The organism is Streptomyces sp. NPDC042638, assembly GCF_040647235.1.
Classification (GTDB): domain Bacteria; phylum Actinomycetota; class Actinomycetes; order Streptomycetales; family Streptomycetaceae; genus Streptomyces; species Streptomyces rameus.
This window is the reverse complement of record NZ_JBEZBT010000002.1, coordinates 183,326-202,787: the sequence shown is the minus strand read 5'-3', so window position 1 is coordinate 202,787 and position 19,462 is coordinate 183,326. Positions and strand designations below refer to the sequence as shown.

The following is a 19,462-nucleotide window of genomic DNA, read 5'->3' as shown; positions in this document are numbered from 1 at the left end:
ACGAAGTGAACGTAAGTTACCGACTCGTTCGCGGTTCAGATATGGACAATCCACCGCAAGACGAGCGCAGTCGTGATGGTCGCGTTACTTAACAAGTAACTAGCGAGGGGTGGCTAGCGACGGGCGATGGCGTCGAGTTCGCGTGCCAGTCGGCGCACGGCCTGCCCGGGCGTCTGCCGCCCGGTGAGCGCGTCCTGCACGACCGCCTGCACGGCCAGGCTGACCTGGTCGTAGTGCGGGCTCTTGGGGCGCGGCCGGGCCGTGAGGACGGCGGTGCGCAGGGTCGGCAGATAGGGGAAGCGCCGCACCAGCGCGGGATCCCCGTAGAGCGCGGCGCGCACGGGCGGCAGCGCGCCCCGCATGAGCACCTGGCGCTGGACGGGCGCGCTGGTGAGGTAGGCGATGAGACGGGCCGCCGAATCCGGATGCCGGGTATGGGAGTTGACGGCGAGGTTGGAGCCGCCGAGGACACTCGTCCCCGGACCGTCGGGCCCGGGCAGCGGTACGGCGCCGATCCGCCCGGCGACCTTGGTGCCCCGTGCCGAGGCGACGGCGTAGGCGTAGGGCCAGTTGCGCAGGAAGAGCAGCCTGCCGTCCTGGAACGCCTGCTTGGACTCCTCCTCCTTGTACGTCAGCGCCCGCCTCGGGATCCAGCCCTCGCGGATGCCGCGGGCGAGGAAGCCGAGGCCCTCGCGCGCGGCGGCCGAGTCGACAGTGACCCGCCTGCCCTCGCCGCCGAGGATCGTGCCGCCCGCCGAGTACACGGCCTCGGCCGCGTTCACGGTGAGGCCCTCGTAGGGCAGGAACTGGCCGGCGTATCCGTCGAGCCCGTACTTAGGCGCGATGGTCTTCGCGTCGCGCTCCAGCTCGGCCCAGGTGCGCGGCGGGGGCACGCCCTCCTCGGCGAGGACGTCCCTGCGGTACAGCAGCAGCCCGGCGTTCGTGACGTACGGCACCGCGTACAGCCGTCCGTCGTACGTCGCGGTGTCCACGACCGGCGGCAGGAAGCTCCCCAGCGGGAAGCGGTCGCGGGGCAGCGGTCGGATCCAGCCGGCGGCGGCGAACTCGGAGGTCCAGTCGACGTCGATGTTCAGGACGTCGAACCTGCCCCGGTCGCCGCCGCGCAGGTCGGTCGTCATCTGCGCGTGCGTCTCGTCGGCGGAGTCCGGCAGCTCGACCAGGGTGACCCGCTCGCCGGGGTGGGTGCGGTTCCAGCCCTCCAGCAACGGGCCGAGGTAGCCGGTGAGATCGCCGGCGGTGGCCAGGGTGAGCGGTCCGCGAGCGCCGCTCGCTCCCTCCTCGGCATGGGCGCCGGAGGCCGCGTACCCGGTGATGATCACGGCGAGAACGAGGAGGCCCCTACCGGCGGCGCGTATCCACCGCATAGGTTCCTCCCTGTACAACCGGCACCACGGGCACCCTCGCCCACCCCTCACCCGAGGGCAGAGGCCATGTATACCTGTTAGGTATGCGCGATACTAGGGCCTGGAGCACATGAGCAGACAGGAGGACAGCACGCGTGCGCCTGCCCCTCCTCGCACTCCTCGCCCGTGGCCCGGCCCATGGCTACGAGCTGAAGCAGGACCTTGAGCAACTGCTGGGTGCCGCGTACCCTCAGCCGAACGTCGGCCAGATCTACGTCACCCTCGGCCGCCTGGAGAAGTCCGGGCTGATCGAGGGCGAGGACGTCGAGCAGTCCAGCCGGCCCAACAAGAAGGTCTACCGCCTCACCGAGGCCGGGCGCGAGGCGCTGCACGTCTGGTTCGAGGAGACCGAGGACGAACCTCGGGTGCGGGACGAGTTCTTCATGAAGCTCGCCCTCGCCCCGCAGACCGGCCTCGCCGACCAGATGGCCCTCATCAACCGGCAGCGGCGCCAGTACCTCAACACCATGCGCAGCCTGTCGAAACTGGCCGCGGCCGAGAACCGGGACAACCGAATCGCCCAGCTGCTGATCGAGGGCGCGATGCTGCACCTGCAGGCCGACCTCGACTGGCTGGAGCGGTGCCAGGAGGAACTGGAATGAGCGAGGACACCCCGGTTCCGCGGGCCGAGGACACCCCGGTGCTGCGGGCCGAGGGCCTGGTGAAGACCCACTACGGCGAGGGCGCGCACGCGCACGCCGTCCGCGGGGTCGATCTGAGCGTGGCCCGCGGCGAGTTCGTGGCGATCACGGGTCCGTCCGGTGCCGGCAAGTCGACCCTGCTGCATCTGCTCGGCGGGCTGCAGCGGCCGGACCGGGGCAGCGTCTGGCTCGCCGGCCGGTGCACGGACTCCTTCGGCGAGGCCCGCTGGGCGGTGGAACGGCGCAAGGCCATCGGCATCGTCTTCCAGTTCTTCAACCTGGTGTCGAACCTGTCCGTCGCCGACAACGTCGAGCTGCCCGCCCTGCTGGCCGGCGTCCCGCCGAAGAAGGCGCGCGCCGAGCGGGAGGCGCTCCTGGCCGAGCTGGGCCTGCGGGGCAAGGAGCGCAGCATGCCGGGCGAGCTGTCCGGCGGCGAACAGCAGCGGGTCGCCCTCGCCCGCGCCCTGGTCAACCATCCGCCGCTGCTCCTCGCCGACGAGCCCGCGGGCAGCCTGGACAGCAGGGGCACCCGCGAGGTCACGCGGCTGCTGACCCGCTTCCACGAGCGCGGCCAGACGATCGTGCTGGTGACGCACGACGCCCGGCTGGCCAGCGCCGCCGACCGGGTGATCAGCTTCTTCGACGGCCGCATAGCCGACGACGCCGCCCTGGACGGCACACCGCCGTCCCGGCACGGCGGTATCTCCGGCGTACTGGAGCTGAGGGACTGACCGTGCCGGACCGCAGCATGACCGTGCCGGATCTCAGCAACATGCGGGCCACCCTGCGCTGGGCGCACTCCGACCTGCGCACCCACCGCGGCGAAGCGCTGTTCCTGGTGCTGGCGACCGCCGGCATCGTCGCCTCGCTGCTGCTCGCCACCGCCCTGTTCGGCTACGCCACCAACCCCTGGCAGCGGACCTTCGCCGAGGCGCGCGGCGCCCACGTCTGGCTGCACACCGGGCCGTCCGCCGACGCCCGCGCACTGGCCCGGCTGGACGGCGTCTCCTCCGTCGCCGGTCCCTACCGCACCGAGTCCGCCACCGTCACCACCCGTGGCACCCGCGCCTCCGTGGAGCTGCGTGCCACCCCCCGCCCGCCTTCCGTCGGCCGGCCCCTGCTCACCGCGGGACACTGGCTGGACCCGGCCGCGCCGGACGGCGTGGTGCTGGAGAGCAGCCTGGCCCGGGCCCTGCTGGCCGAGCCCGGCGACACCCTGACGCTGCCCGGCACGGCCCGCGCCCTCACCGTCGAGGGCATCGCGGACAGCGCCGAACCCCCGTACCGCCCGGGCGAGCAGCCGGGGCTGGTGTGGGCGCTGCCGTCCGCGGTGCGCGCCCCGGCCGGCCAGGTCATCGGGCTGCGGCTGGGGAATCCGGCCGACACGGACTACGCGGTGCAGCGCGCCGTCACCGTGCTGGGCGCGGGCGCGGTCGGTGAGGTCTCCACCTGGCAGCAGGCGCGCGCCGAGGCGCAGGGCGACAACCGGCTGCTGGGCCAGGTGCTCGGGCTGTTCGGGCTGGCGGCCCTGGTGGCCGCGGGGTTCGCCGTGCACGGCGCCATCGCCACCAGGATCCGCGGGCATCTGCGGGATCTGTCGGTGCTGAAGGCGATCGGCTTCACGCCCGGCCAGGTGGTGCGGGTCTTCCTGCTGCAGCACCTGGCGTACGCCCTGCTCGGCGCCGTCGCCGCGGCGGCCCTCACCGAGGGGCTGGGCAGCCGGGTCCCGGGGCGGCTCGGGGACGCGGTGGCCGTGTGGCAGGGGCTGCCCGGGCACACCCTGGCCCTCTCCGCGGTGCCGGCGGGCGCGGTGCTGTTCATCGGCCTGACCACCGGACTCGCGGCCTGGCGGGCGGGACGGGTGCCACCGGTTCCGGTGCCGCGCCCGGCCGCGTCGGCGGGCGGCCGGCTGACCGGAGCGGCCCGGTGGGCGCTCGGTCTGCGGCTGCCGGCCGCGCTGGTCCTCGGCTGCCACAAGGCGTTCACGGGGCGGGGCCGGTCACTGACCACCGTGGCCCGGCTGACGCTGCCGCTGCTGCTGATCGTGGTGGCGCTCAGCGCGTGGACCACGATCGACCGCTTCCACAGCAGCCCCGAGCGGGTGGGGCTGCCGACGTCGCTCACGGTCCGCTCGGACGGCGACCTGAACGCGTCCGGCCTGCGGTCCGTGCTGGGCCGCGACCCCCGGATCGCCGCCGCCTACCCGGGGGTCGAGGTGGCCGCGCTGGTCCCCGGCCAGACCGGGACCGTCGCCCTGCGCGGCGTCGGCACCCGCGCCGAGCCCTATCCAAACACCCTCGCCGAGGGACGCGCCGCGCACGGGCCGGACGAGGCGGTGGCCGGCCAGGGACTGCTCGACCTGCTGCACGCGCGGGTCGGCGACTGGGTCCGGATGACGGTGGGCGACCGGCCGCAGATCCTGCACATCGTCGGCCGCGGCATCGAACCGCGCAACGCCGGCCGGGTCGCGACGACTTCCCTGGACACCCTCCGCGAGAACGACCCGGAGCTGTCTCCCGCCTTCTACGAGCTGCGGCTGCGCCCGGGCGCCGACCCGCGGCGGGTGGCCGCCGCGCTCACCTCGGCCGGCCGCGGCCACCTGGAGGTCCGTCCCGTGGCGAACCCCGCCGACGGGCTGTCCCCGCTGCGCGGGGTCGTCGCCGGGCTGATCGCCGTCCTGGCCCTCATCGGGCTGGTCGAGCTGCTCACCGTGATCGGCGGCAGCGTCCGCGAGGGCGAGCGGGACGTACTGGCGCTCCGGGCGATCGGCATGTCCCCGCGGCAGATCACCGCGATCACCGTCACGGCGACGAGCTGTACGACCCTGGCGGCGGTCGTCGCCGGTACGGCGCTGGGGCTGCCGCTGGCGCGGCGGCTGATCGACGCCCAGGCGGGCTCCAGCGGCATCGGCGCCGGGATCGCCCGGTCCCCCTCCCCCGGCCTGCTGCTCCTGCTGGGTTCGGCCGCCGTCCTGGGGGCGGCGGCGCTGGCCACGCTGCCCGCGGCCCGGGCGGCCCGGCGCCGCCTCGCGGACACGCTGAGCGCGGTGGCCTGAGGTCTGCTCAGGCCGCGGAGTCCCGCCAGGCCGCGGGGTCTTTCCGGATGTCCGACAGCAGCTTGCCGAAGGCCTTGCCGTTGAAGATCAGGCCGCTGTACTCGGCCGGGATGCGTACGTCGTCGATCTCGGCGGTGGGCGTGCCCGGCACCTCCGCGTGATCGTAGGCGTCCTCGGCGTTCTCCACGAACGAGCGGTACTTCATGGTCTTCACGGCCTTGTCGAAGGCGGGGCCGCGCAGCCCGGGCACCTTCTCCGCCAGCTTGAGCAGGTAGGCGTCGGTGAAGCCGTCGATACTCTCGTCGGGCTGGCCGGCGTAGAGCACGTCGTGGTACTCGGCGAACTTGCCGGCGTCCAGCGCGGCCCGCAGGGCGTTGACCGCCTTCTTCGACCCGGAGCCGCCGAGCCTGCCGTCCAGGAAGGAGGCGAGGGTGTACTCGGTCTTCGTCTCCCGCCGGACGGTCGCGGCGCGCAGCTGCGGCGCACCGCCGGTGGTCTCGAACTTCCTGCACACCGGGCAGCGCGGGTCCTCGTACAGGTGTACGGTCAGCGGGGCGGCCGGGTCCCCGACCATGATGGTCGTCCCGTCGTTCCCGAGCCGCTCCGGTACCTCCGGCAGACCGGAGTAGGGCGGCCGGGGCGTCGCCGTGGCCGCGGGACTGCCGTCCTCGGACTGCCACGGCTGGTGTCTGCCGCCGCAGCCCGCCGCCGACAGCCCCACCACGGCGACCGCGACCGCCGCGGCGAACCCTCTGTGCATCACGCGTGCTCCCTCCCCTGGGTCAGCGGAACCCTAGGCGATCGGCACGGCAAACGCACAGTCGTGCCCCGCCCCGGCCGGCGCGGGGCGGTTCAGCTCCGGCCGCGCAGCGTGCGGTACCGGGCGACCAGCGCCTTCGTCGACGCGTCCAGGCCCGGGACCTCGGCGCCCTCGGTGAGCGCGGGCTCGACCCGCTTGGCGAGCACCTTGCCCAGTTCCACGCCCCACTGGTCGAAGGAGTCGATGTTCCACACCGCGCCCTGCACGAACACCTTGTGCTCGTAGAGGGCGATCAGCTGGCCGAGCACGGACGGGGTCAGCTGGGGAGCGAGGACCGTCGTGGTCGGCCGGTCGCCCTGGAAGGTCTTGTGCGGGACCAGTTCCTCGGGGACGCCCTCCGCGCGGACCTCCTCGGCGGTCTTGCCGAAGGCGAGGGCCTGCGTCTGGGCGAAGAAGTTGGCCATCAGCAGGTCGTGCTGCGCCTTGAGTTCCCCGCTCAGCTCGGCCACCGGCTCGGCGAAGCCGATGAAGTCCGCCGGGATCAGCTTGGTGCCCTGGTGGATCAACTGGTAGTAGGCGTGCTGGCCGTTGGTGCCGGGCGTACCCCACACGACCGGTCCGGTCTGCCAGCCGACCTGCTCGCCGTCACGGGTGACGTGCTTGCCGTTGGACTCCATGTCCAGCTGCTGGAGGTAGGCGGTGAACCGGGAGAGGTAGTGGCTGTACGGCAGCACGGCGTGCGACTGGGCGTCGTGGAAGTTGTCGTACCAGATGCCCAGCAGGCCGAGCAGCAGCGGGACGTTGGCCTCGGCGGGCGCGGTGCGGAAGTGGTCGTCGACCAGCCGGAAGCCGTCGAGCATCTCACGGAAGCGGTCCGGGCCGATGGCGATCATCAGGGACAGGCCGATCGCGGAGTCGTACGAGTACCGGCCCCCGACCCAGTCCCAGAACTCGAACATGTTGGCGGTGTCGATGCCGAACTCGGCGACCTTCTCGGCGTTCGTGGACAGTGCCACGAAGTGCTTGGCCACCGCGGCTTCGTCGCCCGAAGCGGCCAGCAGCCACTTGCGCGCGGAGGTGGCGTTGGTGATGGTCTCGATGGTGGTGAAGGTCTTGGAGGCGATGACGAACAGCGTCTCGGCGGGATCCAGGTCCCGGGTCGCCTCGTGCAGGTCGGCACCGTCCACGTTGGAGACGAAGCGGACGGTGAGATCGCGGTCGGTGAAGCTGCGCAGCACCTCGTAGGCCATCGCGGGGCCGAGGTCGGAGCCGCCGATGCCGATGTTGACGACGTTGCGGATGCGCTTGCCGGTGTGGCCGGTCCAGGCACCGGAGCGGACGCGGTCGGCGAAGTCGCTCATCCTGTCGAGCACGGCGTGCACGGCCGGCACCACGTTCTCACCGTCGACCTCGATCACCGCGTCGCGCGGGGCGCGCAGGGCGGTGTGCAGCACGGCCCTGTCCTCGGTGACGTTGATCTTCTCGCCCCGGAACATCGCGTCGCGCAGGCCGAAGACGTCCGTCGCGGCGGCCAGCTCGCGCAGCAGGCGCAGCGTCTCGTCGGTGACGAGGTGCTTGGAGTAGTCGACGTAGAGGTCGCCGACCTGGAGCGTGTACCCGGTGCCGCGCGCGGGATCGGCGTCGAACAGATCCCTCAGATGGGTGTCCGCCAGCTCCTCCCGGTGCCCCGCCAGAGCGGTCCACTCGGGCATCTGGTCGAGCCTGGTACGGCCGTCTGCGTTCATTTCCGACTTCCGCCTTCTTTCGTGCCTGTCCCAGCGGTTCCAACCTAGTTGATCAGTGCACGGGAGGAGCGGTCGCGACGCTTTCCCCGTGGCCGGCCACAGGTGTCTCCGGCCTGTGCGCCGGTATCAGCGCGGTGACCGGCAGGACGAAGAAGGCTGCGGCGAGCGGCGCCCTGGCCGTGTCCACCGTCCACATCGCGCGCCGCTGGTCGACGCGGTCGGCGATCGCGCCGCCGAGCAGGCCGAAGAGGATCCAGGACAGGTAGCCGCAGGCGGACACGGCGGCGATGAGCAGGGGTTCGCCGGTCAGCGAGGCGGCGAGCAGCGGCAGCGCGGCCGCAGGCAGCGCGTCACCGAAGCCGGGCAGCACGGCGGCGCTCCACAGCCACCCGAAGCCCCCGCGCCACGGAGGCACACGCTTGTCACCCGTCTCGGCCGCCGTCACAACTCCCCCTCGCCGTTCGCACCTTCACGAAAACGGTAGGGGGCAGCACTGACAACCGGTCGGCGCCGAGCGGCGGATACGGCTCCGGCCAGGCGCCCGCGGGCACCCGGCCGGTGAAACTCCTAGATCTCGCCGCGCAGTTTGGCGAGCGCCTCGGCGAGGATCGCCTCGCCGTCCGCGTCGCTGCGCCGCTCCCGTACGTACGCGAGGTGCGTCTTGTACGGCTCGGTGCGCGGCGGGTCCGGCGGGTTGTCCCGGTCCTGACCGGCCGGGAAGCCGCAGCGCGGGCAGTCCCAGGTGTCGGGAACCTGCGCGTCGCTGGCGAAGCTCGGCTGCGTCTCATGCCCGTTGGAGCACCAGAAGGAGATGCGCAGACGCGGCGCGGACTCGCCGCGCTCGGCCTCGCCCATCGGCCCCGCCCCGACCCGGCTTCCTCGGATCGCGTTGCCACTTGCCACGGTCGTAACTCCCTGCGTGATGGTGCCGCGAAGCGAGTCGGCGTTTCACTTCGCCGCGAGCGCCTCAGTCTACGTAAGGCCCAACGCGCGTCCAGTGATTGGAGTTACCGGCCCCCACATCCAGACGCAAGCCCCATGATAGGCCGCGCTCAGGAGCGCGTACCGAACACGGGGCTTTACGTGGGGAATATACGGAATGATCGGGGCATACGCCCCGGTTTGCGCGGTTCGGTGCGTCAGCTGTTCGTCTTCATCACGATGCCGAGGACGATGATGGACGCGAACCACAGCAGACCGACCACGATGGTGATCCGGTCGAGGTTGCGCTCGGCGACCGAGGAGCCGCCGACGGAGGACTGCATGCCGCCACCGAACATGTCGGACAGGCCGCCGCCCTTCCCCTTGTGCATCAGCACCAGCAGCATCAGCAGCAGGCTGAAGACGATCAGGGCGATCGAGAACCCCAAAACCACGGCTGGACCAACTTCCTCGGATTTTGATGGACGACGGGGGCACAGCACCTGGGCTGCGCCCCCGCAAGGGTACGACGTATCGCCGCTACCGCCTACTCACAGACCGTCCTACTGATCGCGGAACCGCACGATCTTGACGAACTCTTCGGCGTCCAGCGAGGCACCGCCGACCAGCGCGCCGTCGATGTCGGCCTGGGCCATGATCTCGGCGACGTTGCCCGACTTCACGGAGCCGCCGTACTGGACGCGGACCTTGTCGGCCACGTCCTGCGAGTACAGCTCGGCGACCTTGGCGCGGATGGCGGCGCAGACTTCCTGCGCGTCCTCGGCGCCGCACACCTTGCCGGTGCCGATGGCCCACACGGGCTCGTAGGCGATCACGACGGTCTCGGCCTGCTCGGCCGGGAGGTCCTTCAGGCCGCCCTCGACCTGGGCGAGGGTGTGCGTGACGTGGTTGCCCGCCTCACGGACGTCCAGCTCCTCGCCGACGCACAGGATCGGGGTGAGGCCGTGCCTGTAGGCGGCCTTGACCTTGGCGTTGACGATCTCGTCGGTCTCGTGGTGGTACTGCCGGCGCTCGGAGTGGCCGATCACCGCGTAGGTGCACTTCAGCTTGGCCAGCATGGGACCGGAGATCTCGCCGGTGTAGGCGCCGGAGTCGTGCTGCGAGATGTCCTGGGCGCCGTACTTGATCTTGAGCTTGTCGCCGTCGACCAGGGTCTGCACGGAGCGCAGGTCGGTGAAGGGCGGCAGAACGGCGACCTCGACGGCCTCGTAGTCCTTGTCGGCCAGCGCGAAGGCGAGCTTCTGGACGTGCGCGATGGCCTCGAGGTGGTTGAGGTTCATCTTCCAGTTGCCCGCCATCAGCGGCGTGCGCGTGCTCATTGAGGTCAGTCCTCCAGTGCGGCGAGGCCGGGGAGCGTCTTGCCCTCGAGGTATTCGAGGGAGGCGCCGCCACCGGTCGAGATGTGGCCGAATGCATTCTCGTCGAAGCCGAGCGTACGCACGGCCGCGGCGGAGTCACCGCCGCCGACGACGGTGAAGCCGTCCGAGTCGACGAGTGCCTGGGCGACCGCCTTGGTGCCCTCGGCGTAGTCGGGGTGCTCGAAGACGCCCATGGGACCGTTCCAGAAGACGGTCTCGGCGTCGGCGAGCTTCGAGGCGTAGAGCTCTCGGGTCCTCGGGCCGATGTCCAGGCCCTCCTGGTCGGCGGGGATCCTGTCCGCGTCGACCGTGGTGTTCTCGGTCGGCGCCTTGGTCTTCAGGTCCGGGAACTCCCGGGAGACCACGACGTCGACGGGCAGCAGCAGCTCGACGCCCTGCTTCTCGGCGCGCTGCATGTATTCGGTGACGACCGGGACCTGGTCCTCCTGCAGGAGGGAGATGCCGACCTCGTAACCCTTGGCCTTGAGGAAGGTGTAGGCCATACCGCCGCCGATCAGCAGCCGGTCGGCCTTGCCGAGCAGCTGGTCGATCACCGCGAGCTTGTCGGAGACCTTGGCGCCGCCCAGCGCGACGACGTAGGGCCGCTTGACGTCGTCGGTGAGCTTCTTGAGGACGCCGACCTCGGTGGCGATCAGGTAGCCGGCGTAGTGCGGCAGCCGGGCCGGCAGGTCGTAGACGGATGCGTGCTTGCGGTGGACGGCGCCGAAGCCGTCACCGACGTAGACATCGGCGAGGGCGGCGAGGGCGTCGGCGAACGCGCCGCGCTCCGCGTCGTCCTTGCTCGTCTCGCCCGCGTTGAACCGGAGGTTCTCCAGCAGCGTGACCTCGCCGTTCGCCAGGGCGGCGACGGTGGCCTTCGCGCTGTCACCGATCGTGTCGGTGGCGAACGAGACGTTCTTGCCCAGGATTTCACCGAGCCGCACCGCGGCCGGGGCGAGCGAGAACTGCGGGTCCGGGGCGCCCTTGGGGCGGCCCAGGTGCGAGGCGACGATCACCCGTGCACCCGCCTCGGCGAGCTTGGCGATGGTCGGGGCGACAGCGCGGATACGGCCGTCGTCGGTGATGGTCGTGCCGTCCAGCGGGACGTTGAGGTCGGCGCGGACGAAGACCCGCTTGCCTTCCACACCGTCCTGGATAAGTTCGTCGATCGTCTTCATGATGGGGGCTCCCGAGGGCTGATGGTGCTCCGTGATCGTAGTCATCGCTGTTCTGCACGTGAGTCAGGGCCCGGTCAGCGCGTCCCTGCGCTGACCGGGCCCTGCTCTCACTTCAAGATGCTGCTTCGACGATCAGAGCTGGTCGCCGACGAAGCGCGTGAGGTCCACGAGGCGGTTGGAGTAGCCCCACTCGTTGTCGTACCAGCCGAGGATCTTCACCGAGTTGCCCTCCTGGACCATGGTCAGGGAGGAGTCGAAGGTGCAGGAGGCCGGGTCGCCGACGATGTCCGAGGAGACGATCTGGTCCTCGGTGTAGGCGAGGTAGCCCTTGAGGTCGCCGTCCTCGGAGGCCTTCTTGAACGCGGCGTTGACCTCGTCCTTGGTGACCTCGCGCTGGAGCGTCACGACCAGGTCGGTGGCCGAGCCGGTCGGGACCGGGACGCGCATCGCGATGCCGTCCAGCTTGCCCTTCAGCTGCGGCAGGACCAGGGCGGTGGCCTTCGCGGCACCGGTCGTGGTCGGGATGATGTTCTCGGCGGCGGCACGGGCGCGGCGCAGGTCCTTGTGCGGGAAGTCCAGGATGCGCTGGTCGTTCGTGTACGCGTGCACCGTGGTCATCAGACCCTTGACGATGCCGAAGTTCTCGTCGAGGACCTTCGCCATCGGCGCCACACAGTTGGTGGTGCAGGAGGCGTTGGAGATGACGTGGTGCTGCGCCGGGTCGTACTTGTCCTGGTTGACGCCCATGACGATGGTGATGTCCTCGTCCTTGGCCGGAGCCGAGATGAGGACCTTCTTGGCGCCGCCGGCGATGTGCTTCGCGGCGTCGTCCTTCTTGGTGAAGATGCCGGTCGACTCGATGACGATGTCGACGCCCAGCTCGCCCCAGGGGATCTCGGCCGGGTTGCGCTCGGAGAGCACCTTGATGGTGTGACCGTCCACCGTGATGGTGTCGGCGGTGTGGGTGACCTCCTGCTTGAGGCGCCCCAGGATCGTGTCGTACTTCAGCAGATGGGCGGTGGTCGCGGTGTCACCCAGATCGTTGACAGCCACGACCTCGATGTCTGCACCCTGCTCCAGCAGCGCGCGGAAGTAGTTGCGCCCGATGCGGCCGAAGCCGTTGATGCCTACGCGGATCGTCACGAACCGATCTCCTCGTTGGTACGCCGGCCATGCGGTGCCGGCGAGCTGTATTTGGGATGTCCCCGACCACCACCGACCCTACCTCTCTGAGGCCCCCGGAGTGACATCGAGATGCCGCATAGAGGGCAGGCGGTCCGTACCCGCCAGTAGGGGTACGGACCGCCTCGGATCGGCAGTGGATTCATTCGTGTTTGTCAGGGAATGCCAGGCACTCCTGACGCCATTTTCACTCGTTCGTGAGCGGGTCGGCTCACTTGATGAGTACCCCGTCCGCGCACCGTTGAGAGGGGGCCGCGCTCACCTGTCGAGCGCGCGGAACGCCTTCTTCAGCAGGGCCGCCCGATCGGCCGCCGACGGCACCTGTTCGAGGCCGAAGCCGAGCAGCACGGTGTCGTCCGTGGCGACCGCTCCATAGGTCCGGAACAGGGTCCCGGTGCGCGTCCAGTCCCTCAGGACCGCCGGGCTGCCCTCGGGCGGTCCGGCCGCCTTCCAGGCGCCCAGGGACGACTCGAAGCCCTCGGTCTCCCGCGCCGCGCCGCCGACGACCAGCGAGGCGTCGTCGGCGAGGACGCCGTGGCCGCCGCTGCCGGGGTCGGTGACGTAGCTGATCGAGACCTCGACGTGCTTCCCGGCGTACGCGCTCAGGTCGAAGCTCACCTGCCGCCAGCCGCCGGAGCTGCCGGTGAGGCTGTTCCAGGAACCGGTGGTGCCGGTCGCCGTGCACGCGTTGCCGTCGAGCGTCAGGTAGTGCTTCAGCCACGGGTGTTCACCGATCAGGAAGCCGGCCCCGCACTCGGCCGGTACGGCCGTCTTCGTGGCCCCTCCGGCCTCCGGCAGGGTGGTCCAGTCGTCGGTGCCCACCGTGTGCGCCTCGATCACCGCGTGGTCGTAGCCGGGCTCGGTGTCCCACAGCAGCCGGGCGCTCAGGGCCGGCCTGTCGGCGGCGCCGACACCGGTGAGGTCGATGGTGCGGGTGAGTCGCTTGTAGGCGTCGTCGGTGTGCACGGCGGCGGCCATGGCGGCGCCCGCGTACGGCCCGTACGGGTTGACGGTCCCGGCGAACGCGCCCGCGCCCGCGCTCGTGAACTGCGGATACGTGGCGACCGGCAGCTCCTCGGAGGTGACGCTGTAGGTGCCCGCCTTGTCCAGCGGGTTGCCGGGCGCGTCACCGAGGGCGCCGGTGAAGCCGTCGAGCGCGCCGGAGCCGGTGAAGCCGGTGGCCCCCTTGGTCGACGTACGGCTGTAGGCGCCCAGGTAGTACTGGCTGAAGTCGTCCGACAGGGTGCCGCCGCCGAGGTCGACGCTGCCGCCGGCCAGCTCACCGGCTTCGATCAGCCGGCCGCCCTCGTTGAGGTAGGAGCGCAGCTGGAGCTGGGTGGGATTGGCCGGGCCCGTCGCGCCGGAGTAGTGCACGACCGTCGGGAAGTGCCCCAGCACGCCGAGCGCGTCCGGAACGCCCTGGGTGGCCACGTCCCACACGATCGCCCTGTGGCCGGCCGCCTTCAGCGCGTCCGTGTACGTCCGTGCCTGTGTGGCGGCCGTGCCCTCCTCGGCGACCACGAGGGTGTCGGCCTTCGGCCGCCTGGCGACGGTGTACGTGAAGTGGGGGCTCGAGACCTTCCTGCCGGCCTTGGTCTCGCCGGTGAACCACACCTCGACCTTGTCGCCCGGGACGCCGTCCTGCACCTTGGCGCGGTACTCGTCGAAGTAGAGGTCGTCCTCGCCGCCGTAGGTCTGTCCGCCCCTCCAGTGCTTCAGCGCCTGGTCGAGCGTACGGCCGCCGTTGACGCGGTACTTCAGTTCCTTGTCCCGGACCGCCTTGCGGGCGACGACGGAGACCTCCTGGTCGGCGCCCCGGGAGTAGGACGTGGAGAACGCGGCCGGGGTGAAGTCGGCGGCGCTCAGACCGACCGCGGAGGCCGGCTTGTCGGGGTGCGCGGCGGTCTCGGCGACGGAGAGCGCGAACGGGACGTTCTTCGCGAACTCCTGCTGGATCAGCTTCTCGTCGTCGGGGAAGCTGAACTCCGACTGGCAGTCCTCGGGCTTCCAGGCGTCGTTCGGATCGACGCTCGAGGCGGTCTGGCAGGTCGACATCTCGGGGGTGAACATCGCCAGGCCGTTGACGTTCGACGCGTGCCCGTCCGCCTCGCCGTTGGTGGTGTACAGCTCCGAGGACAGCTGCGAGCGGTAGCCGGGGACCGCGGGGTTGTCCGGCGTGCCGGCGAGCGCCTTGTAGAGGACGTCGTCGGGGGTCGGGGTGGCCACCTGCCAGCCGACGCCGTAGAGGAGGAGCTCGGCGGCGGAATGGTAGTTGATCGCGTACCTGAACCCGACGCGCTTCTCGAAGCCGTCCAGGGCCCGGGTCTCGGGCTCGGACTCGGGACTCGCGCCGCGGTAGGTCTGGCTGGTGGGGTTGGGCGACGAGCCCTCGTCGTCATAGCCCCACTTGTAGGCGAAGTTGCGGTTGAGGTCGACGCCGTCGCCCGTGCTGATGACGCCGTCGCCGTTGACGTCCCGCAGGTTCTTGCGCCACAGGCGGTTGGCGGAGCCCTGGAAGGTGTAGTCGTAGCCGTCGGGGTTGGCCGAGAGGACGAACCACAGCTCGGTCGTGTCGACGATCTTCTTGACGCGCTTGTCGGTCCCGTAGTTGTCCAGGTAGTAGTGCATCAGGCGCCGGGTCATCTCCGGCGTGATCCACTCCCGCGCGTGCTGGTTGGACAGGTAGAGCACCGACGGCTTGGAGCCGTCCTTCGACTTCTTCGCGTTCCCGGTCAGTTTGAGCGCGAGGATGTCCTGGCCCCTGATGGTCCGGCCGATGGACTCGACCTTGGTGAGGCGCGGGTTGGCCCGGGCGGTACGGAGGATCTCCTCCTCCAGTCCACCGCGTCCGCTGTACGGGCGGAACACACCCTGCGCGGCGCCCTCGACCCGGGCCTGCGCCTTGGCCGAGAGGGTGTGTTCGGTGAGGTCGACCCCCTGCTCGCGCAGCCTGGCCGCCTGCTTGTCGGTGAGGTAGACCTCCACCGCGGCCTTGCCGCCTGCGGTCACCGCTTGGCCCAGCTCATGGCCGTCCTGACCGGCTTCGAGCAGCAGGGGAACCTGCTTGCGGGTGACGTCGGCGCGGAAGACCTTGACCTCGTCCGGGTCGGACCTCGCGGGGTGTGCGCTGTGTGCCTGGGCGGTGGGTGCGAGGCTCGCTCCGCCGACGAGAAGCGCGCCGACGGCGAGGATCGATCTCGCTCTGTGTCTCATGAACCCCCCTGGAGGTGGTCCGCCACAGCGGCGAACAGGTTGCCAGGCTCATGTCACACGATGATCGAGTCAAGAGCGCCACATGGACACGCACATACCGGTGCCGACCACCCGATCGGGGGCCGGCACCAGCGAATTGACGGACCGTCGGGTCAGCCGGCCAGGTTCTCCGCCAGATCCTCGCTGAGGTTCGCCTCCGTGCCCGGGATACCCAGGTCGGAGGCGCGCTTGTCGGCCATCGCCAGCAGGCGGCGGATCCGGCCCGCGACCGCGTCCTTCGTCAGCGGCGGGTCGGCGAGCGCGCCCAGCTCCTCCAGAGACGCCTGCTTGTGCTCCATGCGCAGCCGACCGGCGGCCGCCAGGTGCTCCGGCACCTCCTCGCCCAGGATCTCCAGGGCGCGCTGGACCCGGGCCCCGGCGGCCACGGCGGCACGGGCCGAGCGGCGCAGGTTGGCGTCGTCGAAGTTGGCGAGCCGGTTGGCCGTGGCCCGCACCTCGCGCCGCATCCGGCGCTCCTCCCAGGCCAGCACGGACTCGTGCGCGCCGAGGCGGGTGAGCAGGGCGCCGATCGCGTCGCCGTCCCGGACGACCACCCGGTCCACCGTCCGCACCTCACGGGCCTTCGCCGCGATCGACAGCCGGCGCGCGGCGCCGACCAGCGCGAGCGCGGCCTCCGGGCCCGGGCAGGTCACCTCCAGGGAGGAGGACCGGCCGGGCTCGGTCAGTGAGCCGTGCGCCAGGAAGGCCCCGCGCCAGGCCGCCTCCGCGTCGCAGGTGGCCCCCGAGACCACCTGCGGGGGCAGGCCGCGGATCGGGCGGCCCCGGCCGTCCACGAGACCCGTCTGCCGGGCCAGCTGGTCACCGCCGGCGACGACCCGTACGACGTACCGGGAGCCGCGGCGCAGTCCGCCCGGTGCCATCACGATCAGCTCGGAACTGTGCCCGAAGATCTCCAGGATGTCCCGCTTGAGCCGGCGTGCCGCCATCGCGGTGTCCAGCTCCGCCTCGATCACGATGCGTCCGCTCACCAGGTGGAGGCCGCCGGCGAACCGCAGAATGGCGGAAACCTCCGCCTTCCTGCAGCAGGTCCGGGTGACGGGGAGCCGGGAGATCTCGTCCTTCACCGCTGCCGTCATCGCCATGGGCCGATCCTTCCATGCATCCGAAAAATACGGTCGTACGCGGCGGCCAACAGTTCCGGATCGTGCCGGGGTGATCCGTCGGGCCGGGCCACGGGCGCCAGCTCGACCGCGGCTCCCAGCCGCTTGGCGGCCTCGGTGAGCGAGTCACGGTCGGGCACGGCGGCCTCGTCGGCCAGCACCACGTCCAGGGCGAGTTTAGGGGCGTGTCGCCCCAAAACCTCCAAATGACGCTGCGGGGAGAAGCCCTCGGTTTCTCCCGGTTGCGGCGCCAGGTTCAAGGAGAGCACACGGCGCGCCTTGGTTTCCGTGACCGCGTCCAGCAGCTGGGGGACGAGCAGGTGCGGGATGACCGAGGAGAACCAGGAGCCGGGACCGAGCACCACCCAGTCCGCGTCCATGACCGCCGCGACGGCCTCGGGGACGGCGGGCGGGTCGTTGGGCACGAGATGCACCGACTGCACCTCGCCGGGCGTCAGGGCGACGGTCGCCTGCCCGCGCACCGTGTCCACGTCGTCCGGACGCTCCGGGTCGTGCCCCTTGACCAGGGCCTGCAGCTCCAGCGGCACCGCCGACATGGGCAGCACACGGCCGTGCGCGCCGAGCAGCTTGCCGACCAGGTCCAGGGCCTGCACATGATCACCGAGCTGCTCCCACAGGGCGACGATCAGCAGATTGCCGACCGCGTGTTCGTGCAGGTCGCCCTGGGACTGGAAGCGGTGCTGGATGACCCGGGCCCAGGTCTGGCCCCAGTCGTCGTCGCCGCACAGCGCGGCCAGCGCCTTGCGCAGGTCGCCGGGCGGCAGCACGCCAAGCTCGTCCCGGAGCCGGCCGCTGGAGCCGCCGTCGTCGGCCACGGTGACGACGGCGGTGAGGTCGCCGGTGATCCGGCGCAGCGCGGCGAGCGACGCGGACAGGCCCATGCCGCCGCCGAGCGCGACCACCTTGGGCTGGGTGCCACGCCTACGGGGCCGGGCCCCGCGGGCCTCGGCCGGGCGGTCGGCGCGCGCGTCGGGCACCACCCGGCGCAGTCTGCTCAGCCGCGGTGTACGTCCCGTCATTCCCGTCCCATGTCCCGGTGCACGACCACCGTCTCCACGCCCTCGGCCGCGAGGCGCGCGGCGAGCTTCTCCGACATCGCCACCGAGCGGTGCTTACCGCCCGTACAGCCGATGGCGATGGTCACGTACCGCTTGCCCTCGCGCCGGTAGCCGGCCGCGACGAGCCGGAGCAGTTCGGCGTACCGGTCGAGGAACTCCTTGGCACCGGGCTGGTTGAAGACGTAGCCGGCGACCTCCTCGTTGAGGCCGGTGTAGGGGCGCAGCTCCGGGACCCAGTGCGGGTTGGGCAGGAACCGCATGTCCGCGACCAGGTCGGCGTCGACCGGGAGGCCGTACTTGAAGCCGAAGGACATCACGGTGGCCCGCAGCTCCGGCTCCTCCTCGCCCGCGAACTGGGCGTCCATCTTGGCGCGCAGCTCGTGCACGTTGAGACTGGAGGTGTCGATCACCAGGTCGGCGTCGCCGCGCAGCTCGCGCAGCAGCTCGCGCTCGGCGGCGATGCCGTCGACGATGCGACCGTCGCCCTGCAGCGGGTGCGGGCGGCGCACCGACTCGAAGCGGCGCACCAGGGCCTCGTCGGAGGACTCCAGGAAGACGATCCGCCGGGTGACGCCCCGGGTGTCCAGGTCGGCGAGGGATTCGCGCAGGTTGTCGAAGAAGCGCCGGCCGCGCACGTCCACGACGACCGCGATCCGCGCCACGTTGCCCTGCGAGCGGGCACCCAGCTCCACCATGGTGGGGATGAGGGCGGGCGGCAGGTTGTCCACGACGAACCAGCCGAGGTCCTCCAGACACTTCGCGGCCGTGGACCGTCCGGCTCCGGACATCCCGGAAATGATCACCAGCTCGGGGATGGCCGCCTCGGGGACCCCGGCTGTCTCGTTGCCCGTACTCACCTGTGCTCCGTTGTCCTGGCCCGTGTCCCGGCCGGCGTCGGTGTCGTGCCGGACGGCATCGTCGCCCGTGTCGCTGTGCGCCTGATCTCGCTGTGCTGTGGGGTGCTCTTCGTGCTCGGTCATGTCTCCTGCCCCCGTCGTTCGTCCGGGCCGCCCGCGGTCACGGGCTCCCCTGAGGAACCGTCCGTCGTACCTGGTTCCTCATCCTCAATGATCTCTCCGGTCGCCGTGTTCACGGCCGGTGCGGCCGGGGCCGCCTGGGCGAGGGCCACGGCGATGGTCTCGGCCGTCTTCCGGCCTATCCCGGGCACTTCCTGGATCTGCTCGATTGTGGCGGACCGCAGCTTCCTCACCGAACCGAAATGCTTGATGAGCGCCTGTTTCCGGGTCTCGCCGAGGCCGGGGACGTCGTCCAGCGGGCCCGCGCGGAAGCGCTTGGCGCGCTTCGTGCGCTGGTAGGTGATCGCGAAGCGGTGGGCCTCGTCGCGGACCCGCTGGAGCAGGTAGAGGCCCTCGCTGGTGCGGGGCAGGACCACCGGGTCGTCCTCGCCGGGCACCCAGACCTCCTCCAGGCGCTTGGCGAGGCCGCAGACGGCGATGTCGTCGATGCCCAGCTCGTCCAGGGCACGCCGGGCCGCCGCGACCTGCGGCCGGCCGCCGTCCACCACCACGAGCTGGGGCGGGTACGCGAACTTCCTCGGGCGGCCGTCATCGTCCTTGAGGGAGTCGGCGATCACGTCCGTGCCGTCTGTGCCGGCGATCACGTCCGGGCCGTCTGTGCCGGCGATCGCGTCCGGGGCGGTGCGCGCGTCCGGGCCGTCTGTGCCGGCGATCGCGTCCGGGGCGGTGCGCGCGTCCGGGCCGTACG

At 71.2% G+C, this 19,462-nt stretch carries 17 protein-coding genes; 3 read left to right on the top strand and 14 right to left on the bottom strand.

Annotated elements, in window-relative coordinates:
- Positions 1–113: 113 nt before the first annotated feature.
- Complete coding sequence (locus AB0B40_RS02495) at positions 114–1,385, bottom strand: ABC transporter substrate-binding protein (protein ID WP_345050777.1); 1,272 nt, start codon at positions 1,383–1,385, stop codon at positions 114–116.
- A 134-nt stretch (positions 1,386–1,519) separates the two neighbouring features.
- Between AB0B40_RS02495 and AB0B40_RS02490 the strand changes: the two genes are divergently transcribed.
- Genes AB0B40_RS02490 through AB0B40_RS02480 form a run of 3 tightly spaced genes read left to right on the top strand, consistent with a single transcriptional unit; the run spans position 1,520 to position 5,120 of the window.
- Positions 1,520–2,026: a PadR family transcriptional regulator gene (locus AB0B40_RS02490; protein ID WP_345050775.1), complete on the top strand. Its 507-nt coding sequence runs from the start codon at positions 1,520–1,522 to the stop codon at positions 2,024–2,026.
- Positions 2,023–2,796 carry an ABC transporter ATP-binding protein gene (locus tag AB0B40_RS02485; RefSeq protein ID WP_362262265.1) on the top strand — a complete coding sequence of 258 codons (774 nt, stop codon included), beginning with the start codon at positions 2,023–2,025 and terminating at the stop codon, positions 2,794–2,796. Before AB0B40_RS02490 ends, AB0B40_RS02485 begins: the two co-directional genes overlap by 4 nt.
- Before the next feature lie 41 nt (positions 2,797–2,837).
- Positions 2,838–5,120 carry an FtsX-like permease family protein gene (locus AB0B40_RS02480; RefSeq protein WP_362262452.1) on the top strand — a complete coding sequence of 761 codons (2,283 nt, stop codon included), beginning with the start codon at positions 2,838–2,840 and terminating at the stop codon, positions 5,118–5,120.
- 7 nt (positions 5,121–5,127) lie between these two features.
- Here AB0B40_RS02480 and AB0B40_RS02475 read toward each other — a convergent pair whose 3' ends face one another.
- From AB0B40_RS02475 to AB0B40_RS02415, 13 genes are all read right to left on the bottom strand, one after another.
- Entirely contained in the window at positions 5,128–5,880 is a 753-nt protein-coding gene (locus AB0B40_RS02475; RefSeq protein WP_345050982.1) for a thioredoxin domain-containing protein, read from the bottom strand.
- Positions 5,881–5,972: 92 nt separating this feature from the next.
- Positions 5,973–7,625, bottom strand: a complete 1,653-nt coding sequence (gene pgi, locus AB0B40_RS02470; RefSeq protein WP_362262262.1) for a glucose-6-phosphate isomerase — start codon at positions 7,623–7,625, stop codon at positions 5,973–5,975.
- A 52-nt stretch (positions 7,626–7,677) separates the two neighbouring features.
- Positions 7,678–8,070: an MFS transporter gene (locus AB0B40_RS02465; protein ID WP_345050768.1), complete on the bottom strand. Its 393-nt coding sequence runs from the start codon at positions 8,068–8,070 to the stop codon at positions 7,678–7,680.
- 122 nt (positions 8,071–8,192) lie between these two features.
- A complete protein-coding gene (locus AB0B40_RS02460; protein ID WP_003957010.1) occupies positions 8,193–8,528 on the bottom strand; it encodes an RNA polymerase-binding protein RbpA in 336 nt (111 codons plus the stop codon).
- A gap of 236 nt (positions 8,529–8,764) precedes the next feature.
- Entirely contained in the window at positions 8,765–9,001 is a 237-nt protein-coding gene (secG, locus tag AB0B40_RS02455; RefSeq protein ID WP_345050766.1) for a preprotein translocase subunit SecG, read from the bottom strand.
- 108 nt (positions 9,002–9,109) lie between these two features.
- A complete protein-coding gene (gene tpiA, locus AB0B40_RS02450) occupies positions 9,110–9,886 on the bottom strand; it encodes a triose-phosphate isomerase (RefSeq protein WP_362262258.1) in 777 nt (258 codons plus the stop codon).
- A gap of 5 nt (positions 9,887–9,891) precedes the next feature.
- A complete protein-coding gene (locus AB0B40_RS02445) occupies positions 9,892–11,103 on the bottom strand; it encodes a phosphoglycerate kinase (RefSeq protein ID WP_345050761.1) in 1,212 nt (403 codons plus the stop codon).
- A gap of 132 nt (positions 11,104–11,235) precedes the next feature.
- Positions 11,236–12,246 carry a type I glyceraldehyde-3-phosphate dehydrogenase gene (gap, locus tag AB0B40_RS02440; protein WP_345050758.1) on the bottom strand — a complete coding sequence of 337 codons (1,011 nt, stop codon included), beginning with the start codon at positions 12,244–12,246 and terminating at the stop codon, positions 11,236–11,238.
- A 297-nt stretch (positions 12,247–12,543) separates the two neighbouring features.
- Positions 12,544–15,498, bottom strand: a complete 2,955-nt coding sequence (locus tag AB0B40_RS02435; RefSeq protein WP_345050756.1) for a M14 family zinc carboxypeptidase — start codon at positions 15,496–15,498, stop codon at positions 12,544–12,546.
- Positions 15,499–15,650: 152 nt separating this feature from the next.
- A complete protein-coding gene (gene whiA, locus AB0B40_RS02430; protein WP_345050754.1) occupies positions 15,651–16,640 on the bottom strand; it encodes a DNA-binding protein WhiA in 990 nt (329 codons plus the stop codon).
- Complete coding sequence (gene yvcK, locus AB0B40_RS02425; RefSeq protein ID WP_345050751.1) at positions 16,631–17,698, bottom strand: uridine diphosphate-N-acetylglucosamine-binding protein YvcK; 1,068 nt, start codon at positions 17,696–17,698, stop codon at positions 16,631–16,633. Before yvcK ends, whiA begins: the two co-directional genes overlap by 10 nt.
- On the bottom strand, positions 17,695–18,717 hold the full coding sequence (gene rapZ / locus AB0B40_RS02420; protein WP_345050749.1) for an RNase adapter RapZ: 1,023 nt from the start codon (positions 18,715–18,717) through the stop codon (positions 17,695–17,697). Before rapZ ends, yvcK begins: the two co-directional genes overlap by 4 nt.
- A partial coding sequence (locus AB0B40_RS02415; protein ID WP_362262252.1) for a helix-hairpin-helix domain-containing protein occupies positions 18,714–19,462 on the bottom strand: 749 nt, incomplete at its 5' end. The genes AB0B40_RS02415 and rapZ, both read right to left, overlap by 4 nt.

Coding starts and splice junctions, on each gene's coding strand:
- AB0B40_RS02495 (WP_345050777.1), bottom strand. CDS start 1,385: ATGCGGTGGATACGCGCCGCCGGTAGGGGCCTCCTCGTTCTCGCCGTG.
- AB0B40_RS02485 (WP_362262265.1), top strand. CDS start 2,023: ATGAGCGAGGACACCCCGGTTCCGCGGGCCGAGGACACCCCGGTGCTG.
- AB0B40_RS02480 (WP_362262452.1), top strand. CDS start 2,838: ATGCGGGCCACCCTGCGCTGGGCGCACTCCGACCTGCGCACCCACCGC.
- AB0B40_RS02475 (WP_345050982.1), bottom strand. CDS start 5,880: ATGCACAGAGGGTTCGCCGCGGCGGTCGCGGTCGCCGTGGTGGGGCTG.
- pgi (WP_362262262.1), bottom strand. CDS start 7,625: ATGAACGCAGACGGCCGTACCAGGCTCGACCAGATGCCCGAGTGGACC.
- tpiA (WP_362262258.1), bottom strand. CDS start 9,886: ATGAGCACGCGCACGCCGCTGATGGCGGGCAACTGGAAGATGAACCTC.
- AB0B40_RS02445 (WP_345050761.1), bottom strand. CDS start 11,103: ATGAAGACGATCGACGAACTTATCCAGGACGGTGTGGAAGGCAAGCGG.
- AB0B40_RS02435 (WP_345050756.1), bottom strand. CDS start 15,498: ATGAGACACAGAGCGAGATCGATCCTCGCCGTCGGCGCGCTTCTCGTC.
- whiA (WP_345050754.1), bottom strand. CDS start 16,640: ATGGCGATGACGGCAGCGGTGAAGGACGAGATCTCCCGGCTCCCCGTC.
- yvcK (WP_345050751.1), bottom strand. CDS start 17,698: ATGACGGGACGTACACCGCGGCTGAGCAGACTGCGCCGGGTGGTGCCC.
- rapZ (WP_345050749.1), bottom strand. CDS start 18,717: ATGACCGAGCACGAAGAGCACCCCACAGCACAGCGAGATCAGGCGCAC.